This window comes from Methanosarcina horonobensis HB-1 = JCM 15518, assembly GCF_000970285.1.
GTDB classification, from domain to species: domain Archaea; phylum Halobacteriota; class Methanosarcinia; order Methanosarcinales; family Methanosarcinaceae; genus Methanosarcina; species Methanosarcina horonobensis.
This window is the reverse complement of record NZ_CP009516.1, coordinates 767,733-792,483: the sequence shown is the minus strand read 5'-3', so window position 1 is coordinate 792,483 and position 24,751 is coordinate 767,733. Positions and strand designations below refer to the sequence as shown.

The window sequence follows — 24,751 nt, the reverse complement described above, 5'->3', positions numbered from 1 at the left end:
TAAAGAGAAGTAAAAAGGAAGTATGAAATAGCATAGAAGAAGTAATAATAGAATAAATAGAAGTGCAGGAGATGACCCTTGCAGATGAACTCCTCTTCTTTTAACTACGGCTCAGGAACGAACTATGACAAACAGTGGGCTTTTGAGGTTGCGTATTTTATCCAGCACATCGGGACAACCCTGCAGAATCTGGGAAATCTTCTGAATATCGGTGACTATGTTGAGACCCGTGTCCTGGCTGCCGAGATGAAGCAGAGGGCAGAATATGAAAAAACCCTTCAACCGGATTTCAGAACTTCGGATTATTTTGCACAGGCCCGCAGGCTGTTTAATAGCTTCCTTGATGAATGCGTAAATTTTGCCGAACTCCTGAGAGTTACAACCATTCAGGAAGAGACCGGATGCGAAGAACTGCTGGACAAGCCTGAGCAGATCCGGAATTCCATAGACAGATTGAACCTTTTAAAGGAAATGCTAACAGACGAGCTTCACCTCAAGGGCTGGTACTGAGCACGCCCTGACATGAAAAGTAATACATATAAAATATAAATTTAAAGAAAATTATGTATATTTTTCTGGATTAACAGGTTTTCGATTATAGATTTCCCGGCTTTTACAGCCTTTTCCGGGCCAGTTCTGCCCGAAAGATAGCAAAGGATTATATACAGGAAAGGGGTGTAGTGTGTATCTACTGGAGTAAAAGATCACGGTCTAATTACTCATTTGCCTGTATCACGGGGAAGAATTCAAAAAAGTGTCCGGAACTTATCCAAGAAAGCCATTTTTTGCTGTATAAGTTTATTCATACTAATCCTGAATTTCCCTGGTTTTAGGCAACTTTTCGCAGTGCCGGGGAGATTAACCATTTATGCGGTGTGTTTACCTGTTTTAGCTGGTAGCGTGTAACCGATGTTGATAAATGGGCTTTTCCTTAAAGGAAACGTCGGACTGCGGCAGATAGTATGCAAACAGCAGGTCTGCAATCTGCAGAGCCTGTAGAAAATAATTGTAAATTCTAGAGTGAGTACATGGAAAAATTAGCAAAATTTAAGGCACTTGGGCTCTCGGACAGTACATTGAAAGCCCTCAAAAAGAAAGGGTTCGAAGAACCAACCCCGATTCAGGAAAAGGTCATTCCGCTTTTTTTGAAAGGAGAATCAGACATTATAGGGCAGGCTCAGACAGGAACAGGAAAAACAACCGCCTTCGGAGCCCCCATTATAGAGAAAATTCCTGAGAAATCAGGACACGTTCAGGCAATAATCCTGACTCCTACAAGGGAACTTGCAATTCAGGTTTCAGAAGAGCTTAACTCCATAAAAGGAGACAAAAAGCTTCACATTGCCCCTATATACGGCGGGCAGTCCATGACCCAGCAGCTTCGCTTGCTGAAAACCGGCGTGGATATTGTAGTTGGGACTCCGGGAAGGATCATAGACCATCTCGAAAGAAAGAGCCTCAATCTCGAAAATATTTCGTATTTCGTGCTTGACGAAGCCGACGAAATGCTGAACATGGGCTTTATTGATGATATAAAGGAGATCTTAAAGGCAACAGGTCCTGATAAAAGGATGCTTTTCTTCTCAGCCACAATGCCAAAGCCGATTCTTGGAATTGTCAAGAAGCATATGCAGAACTACGAGCATATTACGATTGAGAAAGAGGAACTTACAGAAACCCTGACCGAACAGATCTATTTTGAGGTTAAGGAAAATGACAAATTCGAAGCCCTCTGCAGGATTATCGATATTGAGGACGAATTCTACGGGCTCGTATTCTGCCGGACAAAGACCGACACCAGCCAGCTTGCCCAGAAACTGAGCGACAGGGGTTATTTAGCCGATGCCCTGCATGGAGACCTCTCCCAGCAGGAACGCGAAAAAATCCTTAACAAGTTCAGGAAGCAGAAGATAAACATTCTCGCAGCGACCGATGTCGCAGCAAGAGGCATCGACATTATGGACCTGACCCATGTTATTAACTATTCCCTGCCTCAGGACCCTGAGTCCTATGTGCACAGGATAGGGAGGACAGGAAGGGCAGGTAAACAGGGAACTGCTATTACCTTTGTCACATCCACCGAATTCAGAAGGCTCACTTATATTAAAAAGACCTCAAAGTCCGAAATGAAGAAAGGCCGCATTCCTGAAATAAAAGATGTAATTAAAGCCAAAAGGGCGAGAGTAAGAGCCGAACTTGAAGAGACAATAAAAACGGAAGAGTACGGGGACTGCCTTGAAATGAGCGAAAAGCTCCTTGAAGAATACCCTGCAGAAAAGATTCTGGCTGCCCTCTTGAAGTTCACCTTCAAAGACAAGTTCGATGAAAGCATGTACACTGAAATCTCCAGCCCCAGCTCCTATGTCGACAGAAAAGGTAAGTCCAGGCTCTTTATAGCTATGGGTAAAGCCGATGGCATGACTCCGGACAAATTGTCATATTTCATTCAGGAAGAACTCGGGGACAGCGAACTCAAAGTAAGGGATGCAGAAATTTTCCCGCATTTCTCCTTTGTAACTCTGCCATTTGCCCAGGCTGAAGCCCTGATCGAAATCTTCAAAAACAAAAGAAGAGGAAGCAAACCCTTCGTGGAACTTGCTCAGAAATCCAGAGGAAAAAGCTCAAAGGATTCAGGGGAGACCAGAAGCGATAATCGAAGCAATTCCAGAGGCAATTCTAGAGGCGGCGAATCCAGAGGGGATTCAAGAGGCGAATCTCGCGGCACAAATGGCACAAATTATACAAGAAATACTAGAAGCACGAAAAAGAGAGACTCCTCGTATTAAGTCTATTCTTTTTCCAATTCTTTTTTCCATTTCTTTTTTCCATTTCTTTTTTCAGGATTCCGGAGGTTACAAAACTTCGAGAAATCCGACAAATTTGGGAGAGTGTATTCTATATTTATCCGAAATTTTTTATAAAGAGTTATTTAAAGGATGTAAAATTACTATAACCCAAAAGAAAGGATTACTATAAACCCAAAAAAAAGAAATAAGGTATACTTTTTTTCACATTGCAGGCAATTATAAGGTTTGAATGAATCAAGTGTAAAGCTTGCTGTCGCTTTCACCTGACAGCGATAATGTCTTTAACGCTGCAAGCCACCCAACGCTCCGATTACCATACGCACGTAATTAAGACGCACCCACCAGAACACTGCGAATTCGACCTCTGGAGCGGGCAGTGTCTCGGCCTGCCACAGCCAGATCATTCTGGGGACAAAGTAGGTGTAAGTAAAGATACTGTAAATTATCATTATGATTGAGGCTGCCAGCCACCAGTTGCGGCTCCTGCCAGCTGCATACCACGCTATAACTGCATTCGCGCAAGCGCGAGCAGAGAAACAGGAGACGATACGAATGCCCAAAATCTAAGCGCTGAGCTTTCCTGACCCGAGTGAGATAACGCTTCGCCTACTACTTCTGGCGGCACAGTGCTCCATTGCGGAACGACGATTTGTTTTTCGTAGAGACCAGCACCGAATTGGATGCCGACCCAGACGACGAAAAGCCACAGGAGAACTTCTCCCACCTGGTGCTTATTCACAGATTCGTCCTCCTGCGTATATCATATAATTATCAAGGCTTCTTACTGCAAGGTGCTAAAGCCGGATAAAGCTGAAAAGAGGCCATAAGCTTACAACTTCTTTCTGAGCTCCTCCATCAGTTCCTGACCCATTTCCGGTCTACCTATGAACTGAGCCAGTGTTTTCTGAAACGCAACAAGGAACCGTTGCCCATTATGTTTCGCGGCAACAAGTGTCTGGACAGAATTCCTTTCAGGTTCGAGATCCTGCTGTCCTGGCATAACCGTCCCGCTGGCTACATGCACAATAGCCACATCTGGAGTCAGGAAACGCACACTTCTGACCTTACCTCCATACGAATATCTTTGACATAGGTATCAAAAAGCTGCTGGTGAAAGGAAGCGATCTCCTGTCGTCCTTTGAGGTGCGCACCATCAAATCCCACGAGATCAGCGTTCTCGGCAAAGGGTGCTGCGAAAGCCTCGCCGCTGCCCTGATTCCAGCCATCAATCAATTGCTGATAGAGGGCACGAATAGAAGATTCGTCAGCAGGACTTGATGCCTGTGTTCGAAACTCTTGCGATCCCATAATTATAATTGTCTCTTTATAATATGAAGGCTTAGCGGTTGAACTGAAAAAGCAGCAATATTAGGTCTTAAATGGTTGAAATGACTTCAATTTATTGAAGCCGAGTTTATAACTCGATAAGCGCAAATAATGAGCGCAAATAATGAGCGCAAATCGAGTGAAATTATGAAAATCGAATTTCAAGGTTTACGCCAGTGGATTTATATTCAGCTAAAAAACATGTGAACTCTGCATGATAAATGAACAGATTATTTAATGCAGTAAAAACCAGCCTGCATATAAGAGTACCAGAATAACTCCACTGTCCTGAACCCTGTTTCTCTCAACAATTTCAAATGTTCCTCAACAGTTATAGGGAAATATTCGGTATCAAAACGTTCAAGATGTTTCCCTATCTCTTCCTCGTTCCTCCCGTGCGCTGATTGAAAGTTGCCCCAGTATCGTTTTCCTATGGTCACGCCTTCTTCTGTTAGCGGCCTGATGTTCTCGAAGGTGATGTAAACTCCGCTTTCTTTTAGAAGATTATAACACACTTCAGTGGCTCTGGCCCGGCCTTCGCGGCTGAGGTAATGATGGCATTGTATAGCAGTGATAACGTCCGGCTTTTCCTCCAGTTCCTGAGAGAATTCCTGAGTAGAGGAGGCTTTCAGAAATTCTACCTTTCCAGCAGGGTAAAATAATAATTTTCCCTTTGCTTGATCCAGCATGCCTTTCGAAGGATCGAGTAAAAAGAATTTTGTGTCGAGAAATTCTTCAATCGCCTTATTGACCAGGGAGCCTGTTCCGCATCCGGTATCCATCCATACGTTCGGGCTTGAGGGCAGCGATTTGACGAGCTTGATAGTTTCCTGATGAAAGGATGAGTAATAAGGGAGAACCCGGGATATCTGGGCATCATAGTCCTCGGGAAGGTGAGGAGTAGCGTTCTGAGCAGGTTTTTCAGGCTTCATAGCAGTAGTTTCCTCCTGAACTCAATATTCAAATTAAAGACTATTTCTCTTTTTCAGAAATGAAAGTTATTAATGTTTCCCTTAAAAGGTACGTCCAATTTTCATCTAAACCCACTCGAAATCACTCGAAATCACAAAAACTGCATATAACTATAAAATGATTAATAAGAATTAGAGTAGCTAACAAGAGTTAAGATAGTGTTAAGATGAGTTAAATTATTGGAAAAAAAGAAAAACGATGGCTACATAATCATCAGAGCTGATATCAACCGGAAGAAAAAAACCGAAAAAAAATTAAATTGAAAATTCATTTTGCGAATTGAATTGTTACTTTTGTAAAGCCTTCCGTACGATTAGCAAACTCCCTGTAGGCATCAGGAGCTTCATCTATGGAAATCTTATGGCTTATTATAAAGCTGGGCTTTGCTACTCCGGCGATTATCATGTCTCTGAGCATTGGCTGGAGTTTTTTCACCGGAGTCTGGCCTGTTCCAACTGTCATTCCTTTTTCCCAGAGCTGTCCAAAAGGCAGGATGTATTCTCCTTTCTTAGCGCGTTCATTGTAGGCTCCGGGGTCGTCAGCTGTGTAAACTCCGATAACTCCAAGGTGACCTGTTGGGTTGATCAACCTTACCAGGTCGCTTATCACCTGAGTAGGGTTCTCTCTTGATGGGTCTTGCCTATCCCTTGCCTGATAACCAACTGCGTCTATACCGCACATGACCCCTTTCATTTTTTCCTCACCTGGCAGCAGCGACTGCACGATTGCCGGATTCCCTGTCCTTAACATCTCTATCATGGTTACCGGGTCGCTTCTGGCAACTTCAAAACTGGCACCTGCACTCCTGACCAAATTTTTCACACCTGAAACTATTTTCTGCAACTTCCTCTCTCCTGGCAGCAACGTATCCATTCTTGCGTGCTGAGATCTTAAAGCCTCAATCATGGCTACCGGGTCGCTCAGGGTGAAATCTATAGGAATGGCACCAATACTCTTTGCCAGTTCCAGCCTCTCAGGGATATAATCGACCACAAAAACCTGAGTTGCTCCCTGAAGTATTGCAGAGTAGGCTGCGAGCAAACCTACAGGTCCTGCGCCAAAAACTGCTACAGGCAACCCAGGCTGTACCATGGCAAGCTGTGTAGCGAAAAAGCCTGTGGGAAAGACATCAGCCAGCATAATAAAATCGTCTTCCCATTTATCTACCGGAGACCCGGGAAGTTTTGTGCAGCTCAGGTCGGCAAACGGCACTCTCAGGAACTCAGCCTGTGCTCCCTTATATGGGCCCATTTTAGCGTATCCGAAAGCTCCACCCGCATTTTCGGGATTAACGGTCAGGCAGGCACTTGTAAAGCCCCGAATACAGTTCAGACAGTGTCCGCAGGCGATGTTGAAAGTAATAACCACCCGATCTCCTTTTTTAAAGGAGAACACGGCATCTCCTACCTCTTCTATAACCCCAAGAGGCTCGTGCCCCAGCACTTTGCCCGGTTTTTCAACCGTTCTTCCCTCATACATATGAAGGTCGCTTCCGCATATTCCACTCGAGGTAAGCCTGACTATTGCATCTGCAGGATGTTCTATTTTCGGATCTTCCACTTCCTCTACAGCGACCTGATTCGGTCCTCTATAAACAACGGCTTTTATAAGATCACCCCAATCAGAAAAATTAAGAAAGGTTCTCTGCTGGTTTTTGGCTTTTAGACTTACCCTGCAATGCAGAGTAGCACAGAGCAATCTTTATTATAATAGCTACTTTTTATAACAGCTACTTTATAATAGCTATTTTTATAATCGTTTCTTTATAAAAAGCGCTTGGATCTATATATCTGTTGCAGAATTTAATCTAAGGGTCTTAAAAATATAATCCACGTATTTAAGGATCAGTAATTCTCTCGATCGTATTCCCGACCAAGCCCTTTAATTACTCTTTACAAGCGGGGGTGTGATGATTCTAAAAAGAAAAAATGAGTGGAAAAGATAAGCTCCAAGATAACATTTTTTTTACACCTTAAAAGAATTTACCCATTCCGGTCTTTCAGGAGGATTATTTGCCAGCATCTCTCTCCATTCTTCATCCGTCAACCTTTATCCCGAGCGTTGCCAGAATTCGTAATAACTCATTACAGGGCCTGCCCCGAGCACAATCCTGTTATCGGGCTGTTTATACGCTACTACTATCAGGTCAAGTTTTCCGGTTCCTTCGTTAAATTAAAAAAGAGTTACTGTCCCTGTATCCTGCATCAGAAGCATACTCGAGACTAATGCAAGTAGTCAGACCTTGGTCTGGCGCGGTCATTTCAGTACGATACAAACGCTGCCATTATTTACGAAACTCGCCAAAGAATTCCTGCAGATCTTTTGCGTACAATTCAGGCACTTCCCACGCAGAAAAATGACCGCCACGGGGCATTCCTGTAAAACGTTTCAGATTCACATTGCGTTCAGCCCATTCGCGAGGCAATGGAGCATCCAATGGCATGTGTGCCACTGCCGCAGGAACCTTGCTGCGCTGCCCTCGATTTGGTGACGGCATCGCATGAGCCATCTCATAGTATATGCGAATAGAGGAATTGATAGTCTCGGTTACCCAGTAGATCATAATATTGGTAAGCAGTTCGTCTTTGGTGAAGCGCTCTTCAAGGTCTATAGAAACCCCTGCGTTCATGAAACTCAATATCCAGGCCGCCAAACCGACCGGGGAGTCGTTCAAACCGTAAGCAAGGCTTTGCGGCCTGGTAGATTGGACCATATTAAAGGCTCCTTCTTCCATCCACCACTTTTGAATGAAACCCGCAAATTCCTGTTCTACCGGAGACAGGATAGAGAAATCGGTACCGCTGTCAGGGTATCCGACATCAGTCAGGTGGATAGCATTAACAGGTCAGGATAGTTAAGTGCCAGAGATCTGGTAATAAGTGTGCCGTAGTCACCACCTGCGGCTGCAAATGTTTCGTATCCGAGTACTTTGGTCATGAGCTTTACCCACAAATCGGCAACAGCATCCTCTGTCATTGCCTTGCGATCTGAAAAGCCGTATCCCGGAATTGACGGCACAATTACATCAAAAGAATTGTTCGGATTGCCACCGTATCCTGCAGGGTCGATCAACATCGGGATAACTTTATGGAACCGATAGAACGAATCAGGCCAGCCGTGAGTAAGGATAATCGGGATCGGATTAGGGTCCTTCCCGTGCTCGTAAATAAAATGGATGCCAATACCGTCAACTTCGGCACGGAATTAATTAAATCGATTAAGTTCTGCCTCCTGAACACGCCAGTCGTACTTATTTTGCCAGTAATCTACCAGACCTTTCAGGTAGTCTAAGTTTGTGCCATAGTCCCAGCCCGCGCCTTTAACTTCATCCGGCCAGCGGGTTCGTGCGAGCCGCTCCTTGAGGTCCTGAAGTACAGCCTGAGGAATATCTATTTGAAATGGTTGAATTGACATTTACCCCTCACCCCCTTTTACAATCCATTTCCAGAAAACATATTCAAGGCCTTGAATAATAAGTTTCAATTTTCTTTTCATCACGATGAGTTTTGCAATTTCTGTAAAAAAAATACGTTATGAATAAATGCAAAAGTTTCAATTTCTGCTTTAATGGAATTTCTGTTTTTAATGGATTTTGATTCTAAATTAATAAAAAAATGGATGGGAAAAATTAATAAAAATAAGAAAAGTTTTTTGGCATTCTCTGTAGTTTATTTACTTTCCTGGATAATTTCACGCATCTCCCGCAAAGAGATGTTCCGGTACCTTTCCGTCGTTTCTGGTCTGATCGCCTGATCGCCGACTATTTTGAACAAGAGGAACAATAAGCTAACAAATCTTGAATTAATCTTTTCACCCCTTTACGAATAAACATGCTTTATTTCCCTGACGCCGCCCCCTGACAATGATCTCCTGATCCATCATAAAGTAGGGACCAATTAGATGCAATGTTAAGTAATAGAAAGCTATCCAGTATTGAGGACCTGGATGTAAATGGAAAGAAGAAACAAAGTCAGGTTTTCGAGTTCGCCTTCTTTCAGGAATTTTATTAATAGTTTCAGAAGTAGTTAATGTTTTTTCACTAAAGTAACCCAAGCTATATCCGAGCCGATTTTATCTGACAATTCAGCTTAACCCGAATTTAACTGAGGTTTGTAGGGAAAAGACAAAATCGACAAAAAACAGCTTTCGATCTGTGATTTAATGTTCACAGTGATAAGCAATTCCTTTTATCTGATGTTCGGCATACCTAAACCATATTAATTTTAACATAGGCAGATTATTGTAACTGAGTACCAGATTGCGATAAATCAAAAACAGCCAAAAAACAAAAACAAAAACAAACACAAAAAGGAGCTATTTTCAATATGCACTATAGCCTTGGGATTGATGCTGGAGGCACTTACACCGATGCAGTGATTATAAGGGATTCGGACGGGGAAATTGTAGACTCAAACAAAGCCCTGACTACCTATCCTGACCCACTTGCCGGCATCAAAAAGGTAATTGATGGGCTTAATAAGGAATACCTCGAAAACATAAAGTTGGTGTCAGTCTCCACCACACTGTCCACAAATACAATACTTGAAGGAAACGGGTTTCCCGTAGCCCTGATCCTCATAGGGGACCATCCTCTTGAAAAAGAACTGCCGACAGGGCATGTGCTCTTTGCAAGAGGAGGACATAACCACAATGGAGAAGAAGTGTCTTCTCTTGACCTGGAATCTATTGAGAAATTTGCTCTGAACGTAAAGGATAAAGTATCGGCTTTTGCCATATCCTCCTATTTCAGCACACGCAACCCTGAACACGAACTTAAAGTAAGAGACTCCATACTGAAGCTTACCGGGCTGCCTGCGGTTTGCGGGCATGAGCTATCACAGCAACTTGGAGCTTATGAAAGGGCAATAACAGCTTTTCTTAATGCCCAGTTAATTCCCATAACCAGGCAGTTTGTGAAGTCCATTATTGCAGATATGACAGAAAGAGGAATTAATGCAAGGCTACTTATGCTAAAATGCGACGGTTCGGTAATTGGGATAAGGGATGCCCTTCAAAAACCAATAGAAACAATCTTTTCAGGCCCTGCAGCAAGTCTTGTAGGAGCCTCTTACCTTTCGGGGCTACAAACCTGCGCAGTTGTGGATGTCGGGGGGACAAGTACGGATATCTCCTCAATCTGCATGGGAGTCCCTGACCTCAGCGATGAAGGGGCAGTTGTGGGCGGCTGGAAGACAAGGGTCCGGGCAATCAGGATGGAAACAACAGCTACAGGCGGAGACAGCCATGTTTGGATCGTGGGCAGGGAGCTCTTCCTCGGGCCGCGACGAGTTATACCTCTCGCGGTAGCTGCAGTCCAGTATCCGGATTTTTTGAATAACCTCAAAAGGACACCCATGCCTGCAAGAGAAGATCTGGGAGAAAATATCCAGCCCACGAAATTTTTTGTCAGGTCAGGCTACAATGCAGGCGAGCTGAGCAAAGCTGAAACAGAAGTTCTTGAAGTAATCGGAGACGAGCCTGTTTCCGTGCATGAGATCAAAGCTCTTATCAGAAAGGACCTTCACCCTCAGACACTGGATTCCCTTATCAAAAAGCGCCTCGTTCAGGCAATCGGCTTTACGCCAACCGATGCTCTGCATGTGCTCGACGAGTATACAGCCTGGAACGAAGAAGCTTCCCGTATAGGGGCAGAAAGGCTTGCGAGGCTCATGCGAATGACACCCGGGGAGTTCTGCACCGCCGTAAAAAAGAGGGTTGCGAGGAATATGGCACTTCACCTCCTCTCATACATCCTGCAGGGAGTGCCGTATACAGCCGTTGAAAAAATCCTGGACGGAAACTACCCCGCGAAGTTCAAGCTCGAAATCCCTGTTGTCCTGCTAGGAGGCCCTGTAAGAGCTCACAGGAAGGAACTCGAAGAATTCATAGATGCTGAAATTCTTGTTCCCGAGCACGCAGAAGTAGGAAATGCAGTAGGAGCTCTTGCAGGAAAAGGCATTAAAAGAGTGGAGATTCTGATCAGGCCTGCAAGCCTGATGTCTCCTGACAAGGATTTCCTGGTTTTTGTCCCAGGCAGCAGACTGAGATTCGATGTATACACAGAAGCCCTGAGCGCCGCAATCGAAATTGGAAAAAAGCTTGTTACGGATTATATGAAAGACTGTGGCCTCAGCGGAAACCAGGTTGAAGTTTCTATCGAGAAAAAGACAATTTCGCCTGACGGCTGGAACCATCCTCCTATGGAAACAAATCTACTTGTAATGGGAGTAGGGATGCGAGGGTTACCTTCCTGAAGCAAATTCTGACTTCAGGCCCTTTTTCTTTCTTAGTCCCTTTTCGGTCCTGTTTGAAGATCGACAGCTTAGAATCAGTAGTTAGGGATCAGCAGACCCGAATATTTTCTAAGATCAGGGTATTTTAATTTTTGAAAGATATAGTTATAGAAATATATAGTATAAAGCCGTTTAACTAAATAGAAAATAAAATCCATTATTAGAACGGAGAAAAAAACATGAAAATACTGCTGATAGCTGATATCCACGCAAACTTTGAAGCCCTCCAGACAGTTTTTGATGTTCCTCATGACCGGGCGATCTGCCTGGGAGATATAGTGGACTACGGGCCTGACCCGGACAAATGCATCGAGTTCCTGCAAAAAAGGAGCATTCCAACCATTAGAGGCAACCATGACAATGCCGTTGCTTTTAAGGTGGACTGCCAGTGCGGATACAAGTATAAACATCTCTCGATTGCAACGCGAGAATACACATGGGAAGTCCTCAATGAACTGCATATGGAATACCTGAAGAAACTCCCGCTCCTGATAAGAGAGGAAATCGACGGGAAAAAGCTTTATTTTACCCATGCAAGTCCACGCTCCATGTTCGAATATATAAAACCGGAAACCCCGGATGAAGAAATCAAGAGCATGATAGATGAGGCAACAGAGCCCGTGGAAGCTGAGTTTCTCGTAGTCGGGCACTCTCACATTCCCATGAACAGGAAATTCAGTGACCTTACAATTATAAATCCGGGCTCCGTAGGGCAGCCAAGAGATGGGGACATCCGGGCAGGCTGTGCGGTTTTCGATACTGGAAATGGGGAAGTCGAGCAGTTACGTCTGAATTATGATATTGATGCAGTCTGCAAAAAGATCGAAGAACAGATGCCTCACGCAGAGGAATTGACAGGTATTCTAAGAAGAGGTTATTGAGGGTAAGCTGATCCCAAAATTCAAGATTATCTCTTTAAATCTCAACATTCTAAGCAATCAATAGAACTCCTAGTCGTGAGAAATGTTCAAAAAATTTACGGATAAGAGAAAAATTGGTTTTGGGATTAACTCGTAAATCCAATTTAGCTACCCTGTATTATTTTCTTTTATGCAGAAACACAGCAAGCAGTCCAGCAACTCCGTAGATCATTTCAAATCCAGGAGCATGGGCAGTTCCAAAAATGCTTGTGTTTTCTTCGTCCACAGGTTTCTGTTCGATATCTGAAACTGCACTTGCGGTATTTTCTTTAATGTCTTCAGTTTGAGACTTTATTTCAGTGTCGATTTTCTTTGGTGTCGTCTTACCCGTTATTGCAAACGGTGAAAATCCTTGAGTTTCTGCTATGAAGTACAAATGATTGTCATCTTCCCGTAGCAGAGTGGTTGGAAGTTTATTCCATTTCGTGTCATTGTACCTGTTCAGGACTATTGAAGACTGATCAATACCTTTATCCCACATCCAAGATTTTTCAACCTTGAAACATACAGTCGCATTTTCGATATAATTTGAGGTTGCATATCCACTATTTCCAACCCATATATTGAGGAAGTTATAGACCTCACCTGCAGGTGCATCCGGGGTAAGAGTAGACTTATTTTTCAGCATTTCAATAAAGGCTGTTGTCTTACCGACAGTTTTCTTTGAATTAAAGCTCAAATATACAATAGAAGTTGCATTCTTTGTGAAATCAAACTTTACAGGATTTCCATTTGTAATAAACACTTGGGAGAGTTCCTTTGCTTTCACATTCTTTACAGGCTCGGGAGAAACTCTTCCACCACCACTTCCACCACTGCTACTTCTGCTGAAACTCTCCTTCCATACAGTAATTGTAGCCGTTTTTGAAGCAGTTCCATTTTCGTTGCTTGCTACCAAGTTGACAGTATAGGTTCCATCTGCAGTAAAGGTGTGTACGGGATTATGTTCGATTGAGAGACTTCCATCTCCAAAGTTCCAGTCCCATGCTATCGCATTTTGCGAATGGTCTGTAAACTGCACAGAAAGAGGAGCATAACCGCTAGTGACATTTGTGCAAAAATCAGTTACGGGAGTTACTTTACTGCTATTCTCCAAGACAATCTTCTTAATAAATGGATAATACCTGAGCTCGGCGGCTGATGAGTTAGCAACTTTGAAATAAAATCCCTCAGTAATTTCCACATCAGAACCCCTAGTTAGAGTGAAATCATTATCATTAGAGATGGTAAGGGTATTACCGTTAATTTTAATGTTATTGAGTTCACCGAATTCATTGCCAGGTTCAATATTCAAAATGTTTGCGTAGTCAATGAGCCAAAGGCCATCGATTTCAGCAATATTGTTAACTGTATCTTGGAAGAGCCTCTTGAAATGGACTTTCAGGACAGTAACATCGTTTTCACCCTGGATATTGTCAAGTTTGATTTCCAAGATGTTGTAGTCGCCCATAACTGAGACAACTCTATCATCCACATATTGTCCATCTTTATCGAATTCGAGCCATATTTTCTCACCGTCAACATCGATCTGCTTAACTTCAAGAGTATAGCCTGCACCGAGGTAAAGCACATCGCCGGTCTTGAGAGTATACCTGTTATTGCTGTCAAGAATGAGCTTAAAGAGCTTGCTAGCATCAGTGGGCTTTAGCGGGACATATTGTTCCCCAAAGAGGCAGATAACATTATACGTGCCCCAATTACTATACACATTATACGCATTTTCGTATTGGTAGGCAGTTTCTGTAACAGAGGTATTGTAGACTAGACCATTCTTTCCGATAACGTTTCCGCTTATATTAGAAACACTCAGGGATTCTGTAGCAACATTATTATCGAAGTCGTAGTAGAATCCTGCAAAATTTCTTGCATCCCAATTTTGATCATTGGCACCAGATGCAACCTGTCCTCTGATCTCGTAGGCTCCTAGATCTGTAATCTGTTTAAATGAATAGAACCTGAGTAAACTAACAGGAGTGTCAGCAACCTTAAAGTATATTCCTTTAGCAATTTCCTGCTCAGAGTCCCTGGTCAGAGTGAAAGCATATTTATTTGAGATACAAAGTGTGGCGCCGTCAATGGAAACATTATTGAGTTTGCCGAATTCATTAGAACTATAAATATCAACAGCGTTTGCATAGTCAATGAGCCAGAGGCCATCGATCTTGATAACGCCATTGATTGAACCTTGGGGAAAATACCTGACATGGACTTTCAAGACAGGAACGTTGTTTTCACCTTGGATATCATCAAGTTTACAAGTCCAAGTGCCATCATTATAGCCAAAATCAATTCCAAATATCTGATCATCCACATATACTCCATCTTTATTGAGTTCAAGCCAGACATTCTCACCGTCAATGTCCACCCGTTTAACTCTGAGAGTATAACCTTCACCTAGGTCAATTATATCGCCGGTGTTGACTGTATACGTGTTATTGCTGTCAAGAACAAGCTTGGCAAGTTTACCAACGTCAGCAGGTTTGAGTGGGACATATTTATTTCCAAACAAACTGACAACAGGATATGTATCCCAGCCATCAGCTGAATCTGAATAGCTATAGTTAACATTTTCGATGGTGATATTATATTTAAGATCGTTCTCAGAAATCACTTTTCCATTTATGGAAACATTGTTGATTTTGCTGAACTCATCAGAGCTCTGGATATCTACGGCATTTGCGTAGTCAATGAGCCAAAGACCATCGATCTCAGTAACGCTGTTTACTGTATCTTGAAAGATCTTTTTGACATGAACTCTCAGGACAGAAACATTATTTTCGTCCTGGATATTATCAAGCTTACAAGTCCATGTGCCACTGCCAGAATCAGTTGCTATGATCTGGTCATCTACATATTCCCCGTCTTTATCGAATTCGAGCCATACTCTATCACCTTCAATATCGATCTGTTTAACTTCAAGAGTGTAGCCTTGACCGAAGTCAAGCAAATCGCTGTTCCCGAGAGTGTATGTGTCATTATTGTCAAGAATGAGCTTAGCAAACTTGCTAGGGTCAGCAGGTTTGAGCGGGACATATGGTTCTCCAAATAGACCGATAATAGGATATTCACCCCATGACTCAAACTTGTAACTAGTATTCTGTATCTTTGTTTGATAGACTAAACCGTATTCTCCAATAGTAGTACCTTCAACATCTTTAATGGAGAGAGATTCAGTTGCAATATTGTTATTATGGTCATAGTAAAAAGCTGCAAATTGAGTGGCGTCTATTGTAGTGGTTTCACCGTCACCCTGTGTATCGATAACATAATCGATATCAGAAGCGTTATACACAGGGCCACGGATTTCAACACTACCACTTGTGGAAAAAGCTGCTGAAGCCGAGGATGAAACAGTGATTAAACATAAAACAACAGCTGTTGAAGCTAAAAACATTGAGTATAGATTTTTCTTAGTTTTCATTGATGTGTCCTCCAATCTTTAGTTTTCTGGCACTATAAACGGGAAGTACATAATAAAAATAATTACGAAGTCTGTAATTAGCAATAATACATTGTAAATAATTTAAGGTTTCCGAAGAAAAGTCGAATTTTCAAGTACTTTTAAACTCAGTTAATAGCCTTATAGAAAGACAATAAAAGAGAAAAGTAGAAAAACAACAAGAGAAGTAGGAAAATAAAACTGGATAACAAATTGAATTCAGGCTTCCTTTATAACCCAGATAATTCTTTCGATATACTCTGGTCTCATACCTGATGGTTCTGTTTTTTCAATACCGAATTCAGTAACCATAAGATAAACTTCAGCCTGAATCCCTGCCTCGCCAAGCTTTTTGTAGCAAATCTGTCTGTACAACCGTCAAGAGCCAGGTTCTAAAACCTTCTGAGAATTCATCTTCGACAGCGCCGGTCCCCTTTAGAGCAGGTGTAGCCCTGTAAAGGTCAGGCTGTCTGAACTCCAGGGTTGATGTTGCCTGCATGGTGAGCTTTCCTGTACTTGATAAATCAGAACAGTCAAAAATTATGGTGCTTGTCCTTTCTCTGGAAGGATCTTCAGTTTCTTTGGTCCTATCCTGAAAGAGTTCTTTCTGTCTAGAGATTTTTTTGCTCCTTTCCTTTCAATTCTATTAGTATTCCCGAAAAAGAAGATAAAAGCAACGTGAAAGATTACTGAAAAAATTGCTTTTAAAAATGCGATCATGATGGAGATAAACTCACATTTCTATTTCGGCGGACCTAAGACAGGCAGGGGAGCGATTTTACTGCCAGCCAGTCAATACGGAACGCCGGTTCAAAAAAAGATAAAATAAAAGGGTAAAGGAAGCTGTCAGTCAAGCTCAAGTTCTGTAATTTCAACATTCAGGTTTGCAATCTCAAGAACCGCAATTGTGCACTTTCCGGTAAGTACCCCCGAGCATTCCCCCGGATTTATAATAGGGGTGCCTTCGAGGATCCGGACACCAGGGTCATGAGTATGGCCCCTGACTACAACATCAAAATCCCCTGACCTTGCAAGGGCTTTGACCAGTGACTCATCTGTCCCGTGCAGGAGGGCAATATGCAGCCCGTCAATTGTCAGGTCTCCAAAATCTCCACAAGAAATAGCACCTATTTCTTCAAACCTTTTTGTGAGGGTTACTCTGTCCCCATCGTTGTTCCCGAAGACAAAATACAGTTTTGGCTTTAGTTCTTTAAACGCCCTTACCATGAAAGGAGAGATAATATCTCCTGCATGGAGCACTGCTTTTACCTGTTTTCTATTAAAGAACTCCACAGCCTTCCGAATAGCTGCCAGGTTATCGTGCGAATCCGAAACAATTCCTATCAAGTAATCCCACCTCATTTAATATTAGATGTCCTGAATATTTAATATATGCCCCGTGATGGGAGAAGGAAAACGCCCAGGTAGGAAAGCAGCTATTTTTAAATAGAAGTTACAGATATTACTCCAATGATCCTGGGAGAATATTCGAAGAGTCCTGGGGGAATAGAAAACATAGAAATGTACGGAATATTTCCTATAAAATAAGAGTTAGTGAGGAAGGAATGAAAGCTATAACCCTCCTGAGCAGCGGACTTGATTCTGTCGCAGCACTTGCGATCGCAGCAGAGAGTATGAAAATTGAGATGGCAATTACTTTTGACTACGGGCAGAGAGCCGTGCAGCGGGAAATAGAGTATTCCCGGAAGATTTGCGAATACTTCGGAATAGAGCATAGAGTAATCAGGCTGGACTGGCTTGGAGAAATAACACACACATCCCTCGTAAACAGGAACGAAGAAGTCCCTTCTCTCTCCTTTGAAGATATCGATGAAGCTGCCCCTGCCGCAATTACTGAAAATTCTGCAAAGGCAGTCTGGGTCCCGAACAGAAACGGGGTTATGTTAAACATTGCAGGAAGCTTTGCCGAAAGCAGGGGCTGTGATTACATAGTGGTTGGCTTTAACGGGGAAGAAGCCGGAACTTTTCCTGACAACTCCCTTGATTACGTACATGCAATGGACCACGCTTTTTCTTACTCCACACAGAACGGAGTGCATGTACTGGCTCCCCTAATCGAACTGGGGAAAACTGAAATTGTCAAAAGGGCTCTTGAAGCAAAAGCTCCCCTTGAATACAGCTGGAGTTGCTATCACGGTGAGGATACTCCGTGCGGAGAGTGCGAGAGCTGCATGCGCAGGGCAAGGGCATTTAAAAACTCAGGTGTAAAAGACCCGCTTCTTGAAAGGCTTGGGGTCTAAACCTGAAGCATTAAACTGGTAAGGTGCTGACGAGATCCGTTAGATGATAAAGAGATAATTAAAGAGTGTTATAGAGAGAGTTCCATGAAATGTATTATTTTACCGGAAAAATTTGATTACGACGGGAGCCAGATTTCTTCCCTCTGGGCTTATAACAGCTTCGGAGTGCAGGAAGATTCCATTATTGTTTTCAGAGGTGCATGTGACGTAAAAATAGAGCACATGATCGACCTTGAAGACCGGAGGGCAAACGAGTCTATCTGGTCTGAAGACATGGTGAGTTTCATAATAGAACACTTCGATTCCACTGACCTGAAATTGATCTATGCACGCCAGCGTCTTTTTACCGCGATTGTAAGAGAATACCTTGCAGGGCTTGGAATCCATACATCAAGGGAGGGAGATGATCTATTTCTTGAGGGAAAGAAGCTGACAGTATCAATTGCCAGCACCTCGGCTGTTTCCCAGAAGATTCACTTCGGCATAAATGCCTCTCACAAGGTTTATGGAAACCTGAAAGAAGCCGGAATAGAAGACAATGAGAGTATTGTGAAACTGATGACGAAAATAGGGGAAGCTTATCTAAGGGAATTTGAGGATATCGAAAAGGATCTCAGAAAATCCCGGCCTATCGGGGTTGTGTAAATGTCCTCCTCAAAAATAGAGTCCGCTCAAATAAGAGAGGTCTTCTGTTCCGTGCAGGGAGAAGGTCCCTACGTTGGCACAAGGCAGGCTTTTGTCCGATTTTCAGGCTGTAACCTCAAATGTAATTACTGTGATACGAATTTCGAAAACCCAGGAACCTGTGACTACGAAAGATTTGAAGGAAGTGGGGTTTTTGAAAAGGTTCCAAACCCTGTAAGTATTGAAAAGCTGGAATCAATGCTGCAGCCTTTCAGAAAGCTTCATTCCGTATCCCTGACAGGAGGAGAACCTCTCCTGCACGCTGATTTCATAGAGAAACTGGACCTTTCCGTGCCCCTGTACCTGGAATCCAATATGACCCTGCCTGAGCAGGCAAGGAAATTGCGCGAGAATATCGCATATGTTTCGGGAGATTTTAAACTCCCAGAGGCTGTTCGGGACATCTGCCCTGAAACCAGGGAAGTACATATGGAAAATACGATCGAATGCTTCAAGCTCCTGAGAAAAAGTAATTCAAGAGACTGCTTTTGTAAGATTGTAATAGGCAGGGACACAAACCCGGATACCGTAACTATGGCTGCAGAAGCAATTTCACCCTATGTATCCTGTATAGTTCTTCAGCCCGAAACGCCTCTTGGCAGTGCGGTAAGGACTCCGAGATTTACGCAGGCGTCCGTACAGACCATTCTAAAGCTGCAGAAAACCCTGCTCGAACTGGCTGATACACGAATTATTCCGCAGACCCACAGGATGTGGGGTTGCCTGTAACCGAAAGAGAGGGTAGAATGACTCGGACAGGCAGTCAGAATGCGGAAAAACGGTAGGGATATAGAAATAATAATCGATAAACAGCAAGATAATCGGCAAGCAACAGATCGTCGATAGACAGAAAGCAGTTAAGTGGTAGGAGCGGAAAAAATCAAAAAGGGATGAACGAAATGGTTAACATGAGATTGGGAGTTATTGATTATATTGATAGTGCACATTACCTTCCGGGGCACGGGAAGTGCGGAAGAGTACATGGCCATACATATAAAATCGAAGTGGTAGTAGAAGGAGAGGTCAGGGAAAATGGAATGGTAATCGATTTCTATGACCTGAAAAAAGGCATCAAGGATACTCTTCAGGAGTATGACCATATTCTATTAAATGATATCCTGGAATTCCCCAGTTCCGAGTACCTGTGCCAGCATATTCATTCCCGCCTTCTTGATAGATTCGGTTTTCCTCTTCTGGTAAGAGTCTGGGAAGGGGAAGGCAAATGGTGCGAAATGGACAATTTTTCAGATTGAAAAGGTGAAGCGGTGGGTAATTTGCGTACAGACTGACTTTGCAAATATGATATTTAAATATAATTAGAGATATTTAAATCTCGGTACATGATCTCAAATCCAGTAATGTTCAATTTACAGTGCTCAAAAAAGAATTGAAAGGCTCATTTAAAACTGGAAGATGCCGGTTATAGCATCTTCTCATTCAGAGCGGCATTAGAACAATATTAGAATAATTCAGAATAATTCGAAAAGAAGTTCAAAATAATTATTAAATAACCTCAAAATGATTCCACAACGTATATCAGGAAGCTATATCATAGGTGCTTTAGACATCCTAAAATCCCCTTTTACTGTGGAATCTTATTTCACCTTAAATTTCGAACGGAGGAGAGTAATTTGCCAGAAAAAAACCAATATTTAGACAACACCAATAACATCCCTGCAACTGGAGAGGAGCTCCTTAGAAAGATTGCCGAGCATCCCTGCTATGATAAGAAAGCTCAACACAAGTACGGAAGAATTCACCTGGCTGTAGCTCCCAAGTGCAATATCCAGTGCAACTTCTGTGTCCGCGAATTTGACTGCGTAAACGAGAGTCGGCCCGGGGTTACAAGTAAGGTCCTGAGTCCGCAGGAAGCTCTTGAGAAGACAAGACAGATTGTGGCAGATTATCCGTTCATTAAAGTTGTCGGGATTGCAGGCCCGGGTGACCCTCTAGCTAATGATGCGACCTTTGAAACCTTTGAACTGATTAAAAAAGAATTTCCGGATCTCACACTCTGCATGAGTACAAACGGGCTCTTGCTTCCCGAAAAGCTGCAGGATCTCCTGCGAGTGGGAGTTTCCACGCTAACTGTGACAGTAAACGCTATCGACCCCGAAATTCAGGCAAAAATAGTGGACCATGTAGTATATCACGGGAAGGTCTACAGGGGAGTAGAAGGTGCTGAGATTCAGGTCAAAAACCAGCTTGAGGGCATTAAGGCTGCTGTTGATGCAGGTATGGTTGTTAAGGTCAACACTGTGCTTGTCCCGGGCATCAATGACAAGCATGTAATCGAGATTGCCAGAAAACTCAATGAACTCGGGGTTTATATCATGAACGTCATGCCCCTGATCAGCCAGGGAGCCTTTGCAGACATAGAGCCTCCAACAGCAGAAGAAAGAAAAGCTGTCCAGGAAGCCTGCGAACCTTATGTTATGCAGATGCGCCACTGCAGGCAGTGCAGGGCTGATGCCTACGGTCTCCTTGCTCAGGACATGTCACAGATGAGCGAAGAACGCAGAAAGATTATAAAAATCCAGTCAAAGGAAGACATGGAAAAAGCAAAAGAAGTTCTGAAGAAGAACGGAAAAGAAGAATCCTGAATAACTTTATAGATTTTTCAGAATTTTATTTCTCAGCTTCGGGTTAAAAAAGTTATGAAATCCGGGCCGAAGAGGCGGAGTTCAAGAACTCCGCTTCTCAGACTTATTTTTAAAAACGTTACTCGAGGGTGATTGCCCCGTTCGGGCAGGCATCTTCACATGCACCGCAGTCAAGGCATTCATCTTCGTCTACAACTGCAATATCATCGTCACTGAGGGTGATTGCAGCTGCAGGGCATTCATCTATACAGCTTCCACAGCCTGTGCAGGCGTCGGCATCGATTTTTGCTACCATGTTTTTCACTCCTTATAATTAGGGGGACTTTTATAGAGTAGAAAATATATAAGGTTGACATATTAGGAGATAATAATTTAATAAAAAGCTGTCGCTTCCCTTCCCCGAAACAAAGAAAAAAACAGATAAAGGATAATCTGAATTACTTACTGACCATGTTACCCACTATTTTATGGTAACAGGGATAATTGAGCAGGTCAACCTTATATACCCGGGAAATCCATCGCTAATAATTACTCTTAATAAATTTACATACTTTGCAAGTGACCTGCAATAAGTTTATCATTAACTTACCAGAACCACTTACCAGAACCTTGCATTTAGTTTCAATAATTTATTGCAATTTTACTATCATCCGTTATTGTGATCTTACCATTAATCAGGTCTTACCGTTAATTGGATCCGATTAGATCTTACCATTAACCTGGTCCTGTTATAATTATTGTCTAGAAATATGATAACTAAAAAACAAAGGGAGCCTTTGATTGAACCTGGAAGAGCTAGCAGAAAGGATAAGAAGTTTTGAAGGGGTTACCCGAAAAAGACAGATTGAGGATATAGTTTCGATCTTCGAAACTGTCCGCCCTGAATACGGAAACGCTATCGTTGATTTCGGGGATGACGCAGCAGTGATTGATATCGGAGGAGATGATGTTATCCTCTTTGCAGCAGACGGCATCTGGGGGCGGCTGCTGGATGCAAGCCCCTGGTGGGCAGGGTACGGGGCTGTTGTTGTGAATATAAATGACATTGCAGCCATGGGTGGAAAGCCTCTTGCCATGGTAGATATTGCTTCTGCAAATTCCTCAAAAGCCTGCAGGGAACTTATGGAAGGGCTGGCTGAAGGAGTAAGAAAATTCGGAGTTCCTGTAGTTGGAGGGCATGTCCACCCTGATACGCAATATAATTCTCTTTCCGTTGCCATCATAGGGATTGTCAAAAGGGATTGTGTAATCCGGAGTGATACCGCAAAACCCGGAGATATGGTAATTGCAGCCTATGATATGGACGGAAAAATCGGTCCGAATTCCCCTTACAGCTGGGACACAACTTCCTTTAAAGAGCCTGCAGTCCTGAGAGAAAGCTACCTTGTAACACAGGAAATAGCGCAGAAAAAGCTTGCAACCGCTGGCAAGGATATAAGCAATCCAGGGCTTATAGGAACGCTTGGAATGCTCTGCGAGACGAGCAGAGTAGGAGCTTCGGTGGATCTGGAAAAAGTCCCGAGACCGGAAGGTGTGGACTTTGAGCAGTGGCTGAAAGTACATCCCGGAACAGGCTACGCGTTTACTGCAGATCCGGAAAGAGCCGAAGAGTGTGTAAATGTGTTTGAAAAGGCAGGGCTCACGGCTGCAGTTATAGGAAAAATCGAAGAAGGATCAAAGCTCGATATATACGACCAAACAGGTAGGGTAACAGTTTTTGACTTTTCAAAAGACAGTATTACAGGTATATGTTCCGAGTAATCAAGGTTCCGAAGTAATCGGGACCTTTTTGCATCTTTTTCTTCGTGCTTGTACCTTCTTTAAAGAAAAAATATTGTTTTTACTGAAAAGTTGTTATTTCACTTATCCAGCACCTGTTCCTGTTGCTTTTATTTCTTTTACCTGACCGTGAAACTTATTGATTTTCAACCCAAGCCTTCATTTCCTTATAGAGGAATTCTTCTGCAGCCTGAACCTTTTCAAGAGGACCGCGAAGGACAAGTATTTCCCTTTCTTCACTGTTTGCAATATTAATAGGCATTTTCCTAGTTATGGGCTCAAGTCCGAATTCTTCCACGATATCGTAGATAATTGATACAACTGTTCCAGGGGGGATAATCAGGTCGTAGAGCTCTTCGTATCCCAGTTCGGGATCTGTTTCAATACTTTCGCTATTCTTTTTGGCTATTAAATCATCAAGATTGAGTGTCTTGTGCATCAGGGATCACCTTATTCTTCTTGTCAGGGTTAATGGGGTATAAGCTAAGTCATTCAGAACTTTGTTTGCAGTCGGTAAACTAGTGATAGATATGATCTTATTTATGTTGTTTCCCAGACTCAGCAAACTCTCTAATTCTTAAAAATAGAATTCAGAGTCTGGTCTTCCCTACTTTAAAAGAGGATTATCTTTGCTTTTAAACTGCAGTATGGATCAAGCTACAGATATTATAAGAAATTTTAAGTAGAATACTTAAGAATATAATAAATATAATATAAAAGTTCTTAATATGCCTCTAAGGCAGTGTAGCATTATGCAGCAAAAGAAGATCTCTGATAACTGGTTTCATTCCAAATAAATAGTAAGGGCTATGAATTACTGCTTTAAAGAGTCGTAAAATTCGGTGAAAGATGATAAAAATGGACACTACAGATAAACACAGAATAAAAGCAACTGATCTGGAACACATTCTTCTTGAATCAATCCCAATTCCTGTAATAGCTGTGGATAAGGACTTTAATATTCTATTTATCAACTCTGCAGGTTGTGACTGGTGCAAAAAAGAATTTGAGGAAGCTATTGGCAAAAAATGTTTTAACGTTATCGAAGCAAAGTGTTGCAGTTCTTCCAATTGTGGAATCAAGGAGGCAATGGATAGCGGCAAAAAATATACAGGTCATTATGAAATCCCGCATCACAAAGAAACAATCAATATAGAGATAACGGCCGTGCCATTAAAAGATGAGAATGGAAAAATTGTAGGAGGTCTTGAATATATTACGGATATTACCAGCAAAGTAAAGATGGAAAACGAACTTCGCACACAAACCCAGACAATCCTTGAACTCGCAACTCCTGTGATCAAAATATGGGATGGAATCCTGTTATTGCCGCTGGTAGGAATTGTTGATACGGCGCGTGCACAGCAGATTATAGAAAACCTGCTAAACTCAATTGTCGAAAACGAAGCTGAACTGGCGATTCTGGACCTTACGGGGGTACCGGTAGTAGACACTGCAGTTGCAAGACATATCATCAAGACAGTAAATGCGGCAAAAATGTTAGGTGCACAGACAATTCTAACCGGTTTCAGCCCTGAAGTCTCACAGACCCTGGTAACACTTGGGGTAGACCTGAGTAATATTACTACCTGCGGTTCGCTGAAGACAGGGATCTCAAAAGCCTTCAGTCTAATCGGAAAGAAAGTTGTTTCATATGAGGGGTAATG

Annotated in this window: 19 protein-coding genes and 3 pseudogenes; 11 read left to right on the top strand and 11 right to left on the bottom strand. The window is 42.7% G+C overall.

Annotation, left to right across the window (positions count from 1 at the left end; all coding sequences use genetic code 11):
• Window positions 1–84: 84 nt before the first annotated feature.
• Both MSHOH_RS03505 and MSHOH_RS03500 read left to right on the top strand, forming a co-directional pair.
• Entirely contained in the window at window positions 85–510 is a 426-nt protein-coding gene (locus tag MSHOH_RS03505) for a hypothetical protein (RefSeq protein ID WP_048143124.1), read from the top strand.
• Between the two features lie 518 nt (window positions 511–1,028).
• Window positions 1,029–2,786: a DEAD/DEAH box helicase gene (locus tag MSHOH_RS03500; protein ID WP_048137399.1), complete on the top strand. Its 1,758-nt coding sequence runs from the start codon at window positions 1,029–1,031 to the stop codon at window positions 2,784–2,786.
• 850 nt (window positions 2,787–3,636) lie between these two features.
• Here MSHOH_RS03500 and MSHOH_RS24985 read toward each other — a convergent pair.
• The 6 genes and pseudogenes from MSHOH_RS24985 to MSHOH_RS25515 all read right to left on the bottom strand — a co-directional run bounded on the left by MSHOH_RS24985 (window position 3,637) and on the right by MSHOH_RS25515 (window position 8,519).
• Window positions 3,637–4,115, bottom strand: a pseudogene (locus MSHOH_RS24985) (SgcJ/EcaC family oxidoreductase).
• Between the two features lie 248 nt (window positions 4,116–4,363).
• Window positions 4,364–5,065, bottom strand: coding sequence for a class I SAM-dependent methyltransferase (locus tag MSHOH_RS03485; RefSeq protein ID WP_048137397.1), 702 nt, complete (start codon window positions 5,063–5,065; stop codon window positions 4,364–4,366).
• 307 nt (window positions 5,066–5,372) lie between these two features.
• Complete coding sequence (locus tag MSHOH_RS03480; protein ID WP_239451191.1) at window positions 5,373–6,803, bottom strand: glutathione-independent formaldehyde dehydrogenase; 1,431 nt, start codon at window positions 6,801–6,803, stop codon at window positions 5,373–5,375.
• A 267-nt stretch (window positions 6,804–7,070) separates the two neighbouring features.
• Window positions 7,071–7,271: pseudogene (locus MSHOH_RS25925) on the bottom strand (DUF3160 domain-containing protein); the annotation flags it as partial.
• 118 nt (window positions 7,272–7,389) lie between these two features.
• A complete protein-coding gene (locus MSHOH_RS24505; protein WP_204245381.1) occupies window positions 7,390–7,839 on the bottom strand; it encodes an alpha/beta hydrolase in 450 nt (149 codons plus the stop codon).
• Window positions 7,840–7,928: 89 nt separating this feature from the next.
• Window positions 7,929–8,519 (bottom strand): annotated as a pseudogene (locus MSHOH_RS25515) (epoxide hydrolase family protein).
• Window positions 8,520–9,430: 911 nt separating this feature from the next.
• Between MSHOH_RS25515 and MSHOH_RS03470 the strand changes: the two are divergent.
• Entirely contained in the window at window positions 9,431–11,359 is a 1,929-nt protein-coding gene (locus MSHOH_RS03470; RefSeq protein WP_048137395.1) for a hydantoinase/oxoprolinase family protein, read from the top strand.
• Window positions 11,360–11,577: 218 nt separating this feature from the next.
• The gene (locus tag MSHOH_RS03465; protein WP_048137392.1) at window positions 11,578–12,279 is read left to right on the top strand and encodes a metallophosphoesterase family protein; all 702 of its coding nucleotides are present in this window, start codon (window positions 11,578–11,580) and stop codon (window positions 12,277–12,279) included.
• A 157-nt stretch (window positions 12,280–12,436) separates the two neighbouring features.
• Here MSHOH_RS03465 and MSHOH_RS03460 read toward each other — a convergent pair whose 3' ends face one another.
• From MSHOH_RS03460 to MSHOH_RS03445, 3 genes are all read right to left on the bottom strand, one after another.
• A complete protein-coding gene (locus tag MSHOH_RS03460; RefSeq protein ID WP_052730688.1) occupies window positions 12,437–15,739 on the bottom strand; it encodes an S-layer protein domain-containing protein in 3,303 nt (1,100 codons plus the stop codon).
• 340 nt (window positions 15,740–16,079) lie between these two features.
• The gene (locus MSHOH_RS24980; protein WP_239451190.1) at window positions 16,080–16,256 is read right to left on the bottom strand and encodes a hypothetical protein; all 177 of its coding nucleotides are present in this window, start codon (window positions 16,254–16,256) and stop codon (window positions 16,080–16,082) included.
• A gap of 347 nt (window positions 16,257–16,603) precedes the next feature.
• The gene (locus tag MSHOH_RS03445) at window positions 16,604–17,104 is read right to left on the bottom strand and encodes a metallophosphoesterase (protein WP_048137388.1); all 501 of its coding nucleotides are present in this window, start codon (window positions 17,102–17,104) and stop codon (window positions 16,604–16,606) included.
• Between the two features lie 218 nt (window positions 17,105–17,322).
• Here MSHOH_RS03445 and queC point away from each other — a divergent pair, with 218 nt between their 5' ends.
• The 5 genes from queC (at window position 17,323) to nifB (ending at window position 21,305) form a co-directional block, all read left to right on the top strand.
• Window positions 17,323–18,018, top strand: a complete 696-nt coding sequence (gene queC, locus MSHOH_RS03440) for a 7-cyano-7-deazaguanine synthase QueC (RefSeq protein WP_048137386.1) — start codon at window positions 17,323–17,325, stop codon at window positions 18,016–18,018.
• Window positions 18,019–18,102: 84 nt separating this feature from the next.
• A complete protein-coding gene (locus MSHOH_RS03435; RefSeq protein WP_048137384.1) occupies window positions 18,103–18,663 on the top strand; it encodes a DUF366 family protein in 561 nt (186 codons plus the stop codon).
• Entirely contained in the window at window positions 18,664–19,431 is a 768-nt protein-coding gene (locus tag MSHOH_RS03430; protein ID WP_048137381.1) for a 7-carboxy-7-deazaguanine synthase QueE, read from the top strand.
• 170 nt (window positions 19,432–19,601) lie between these two features.
• On the top strand, window positions 19,602–19,955 hold the full coding sequence (gene queD / locus MSHOH_RS03425; protein ID WP_048143118.1) for a 6-carboxytetrahydropterin synthase QueD: 354 nt from the start codon (window positions 19,602–19,604) through the stop codon (window positions 19,953–19,955).
• A 378-nt stretch (window positions 19,956–20,333) separates the two neighbouring features.
• Window positions 20,334–21,305: a nitrogenase cofactor biosynthesis protein NifB gene (gene nifB, locus MSHOH_RS03420; protein WP_048137379.1), complete on the top strand. Its 972-nt coding sequence runs from the start codon at window positions 20,334–20,336 to the stop codon at window positions 21,303–21,305.
• Window positions 21,306–21,423: 118 nt separating this feature from the next.
• On the opposite strand, the gene MSHOH_RS03415 is transcribed toward nifB, so the two are convergent.
• Window positions 21,424–21,600, bottom strand: a complete 177-nt coding sequence (locus tag MSHOH_RS03415) for a 4Fe-4S binding protein (RefSeq protein WP_048137377.1) — start codon at window positions 21,598–21,600, stop codon at window positions 21,424–21,426.
• A 485-nt stretch (window positions 21,601–22,085) separates the two neighbouring features.
• On the opposite strand from MSHOH_RS03415, the gene MSHOH_RS03410 reads away from it, so the two are divergent.
• Window positions 22,086–23,066, top strand: coding sequence for a methanogenesis marker 2 protein (locus MSHOH_RS03410; protein ID WP_048137375.1), 981 nt, complete (start codon window positions 22,086–22,088; stop codon window positions 23,064–23,066).
• 154 nt (window positions 23,067–23,220) lie between these two features.
• Here MSHOH_RS03410 and MSHOH_RS03405 read toward each other — a convergent pair whose 3' ends face one another.
• Window positions 23,221–23,523: a hypothetical protein gene (locus MSHOH_RS03405; protein ID WP_048137373.1), complete on the bottom strand. Its 303-nt coding sequence runs from the start codon at window positions 23,521–23,523 to the stop codon at window positions 23,221–23,223.
• Window positions 23,524–23,942: 419 nt separating this feature from the next.
• On the opposite strand from MSHOH_RS03405, the gene MSHOH_RS03400 reads away from it, so the two are divergent.
• Complete coding sequence (locus MSHOH_RS03400) at window positions 23,943–24,749, top strand: PAS domain-containing protein (RefSeq protein WP_048143116.1); 807 nt, start codon at window positions 23,943–23,945, stop codon at window positions 24,747–24,749.
• The last annotated feature ends 2 nt before the right edge of the window (window positions 24,750–24,751 follow it).

Coding starts and splice junctions, on each gene's coding strand:
- MSHOH_RS03505 (WP_048143124.1), top strand. CDS start 85: ATGAACTCCTCTTCTTTTAACTACGGCTCAGGAACGAACTATGACAAA.
- MSHOH_RS03500 (WP_048137399.1), top strand. CDS start 1,029: ATGGAAAAATTAGCAAAATTTAAGGCACTTGGGCTCTCGGACAGTACA.
- MSHOH_RS03485 (WP_048137397.1), bottom strand. CDS start 5,065: ATGAAGCCTGAAAAACCTGCTCAGAACGCTACTCCTCACCTTCCCGAG.
- MSHOH_RS24505 (WP_204245381.1), bottom strand. CDS start 7,839: ATGGAAGAAGGAGCCTTTAATATGGTCCAATCTACCAGGCCGCAAAGC.
- MSHOH_RS03470 (WP_048137395.1), top strand. CDS start 9,431: ATGCACTATAGCCTTGGGATTGATGCTGGAGGCACTTACACCGATGCA.
- MSHOH_RS03465 (WP_048137392.1), top strand. CDS start 11,578: ATGAAAATACTGCTGATAGCTGATATCCACGCAAACTTTGAAGCCCTC.
- MSHOH_RS03460 (WP_052730688.1), bottom strand. CDS start 15,739: ATGAAAACTAAGAAAAATCTATACTCAATGTTTTTAGCTTCAACAGCT.
- MSHOH_RS24980 (WP_239451190.1), bottom strand. CDS start 16,256: ATGCAGGCAACATCAACCCTGGAGTTCAGACAGCCTGACCTTTACAGG.
- queC (WP_048137386.1), top strand. CDS start 17,323: ATGAAAGCTATAACCCTCCTGAGCAGCGGACTTGATTCTGTCGCAGCA.
- MSHOH_RS03435 (WP_048137384.1), top strand. CDS start 18,103: ATGAAATGTATTATTTTACCGGAAAAATTTGATTACGACGGGAGCCAG.
- MSHOH_RS03430 (WP_048137381.1), top strand. CDS start 18,664: ATGTCCTCCTCAAAAATAGAGTCCGCTCAAATAAGAGAGGTCTTCTGT.
- queD (WP_048143118.1), top strand. CDS start 19,602: ATGGTTAACATGAGATTGGGAGTTATTGATTATATTGATAGTGCACAT.
- MSHOH_RS03415 (WP_048137377.1), bottom strand. CDS start 21,600: ATGGTAGCAAAAATCGATGCCGACGCCTGCACAGGCTGTGGAAGCTGT.
- MSHOH_RS03405 (WP_048137373.1), bottom strand. CDS start 23,523: ATGCACAAGACACTCAATCTTGATGATTTAATAGCCAAAAAGAATAGC.
- MSHOH_RS03400 (WP_048143116.1), top strand. CDS start 23,943: ATGGACACTACAGATAAACACAGAATAAAAGCAACTGATCTGGAACAC.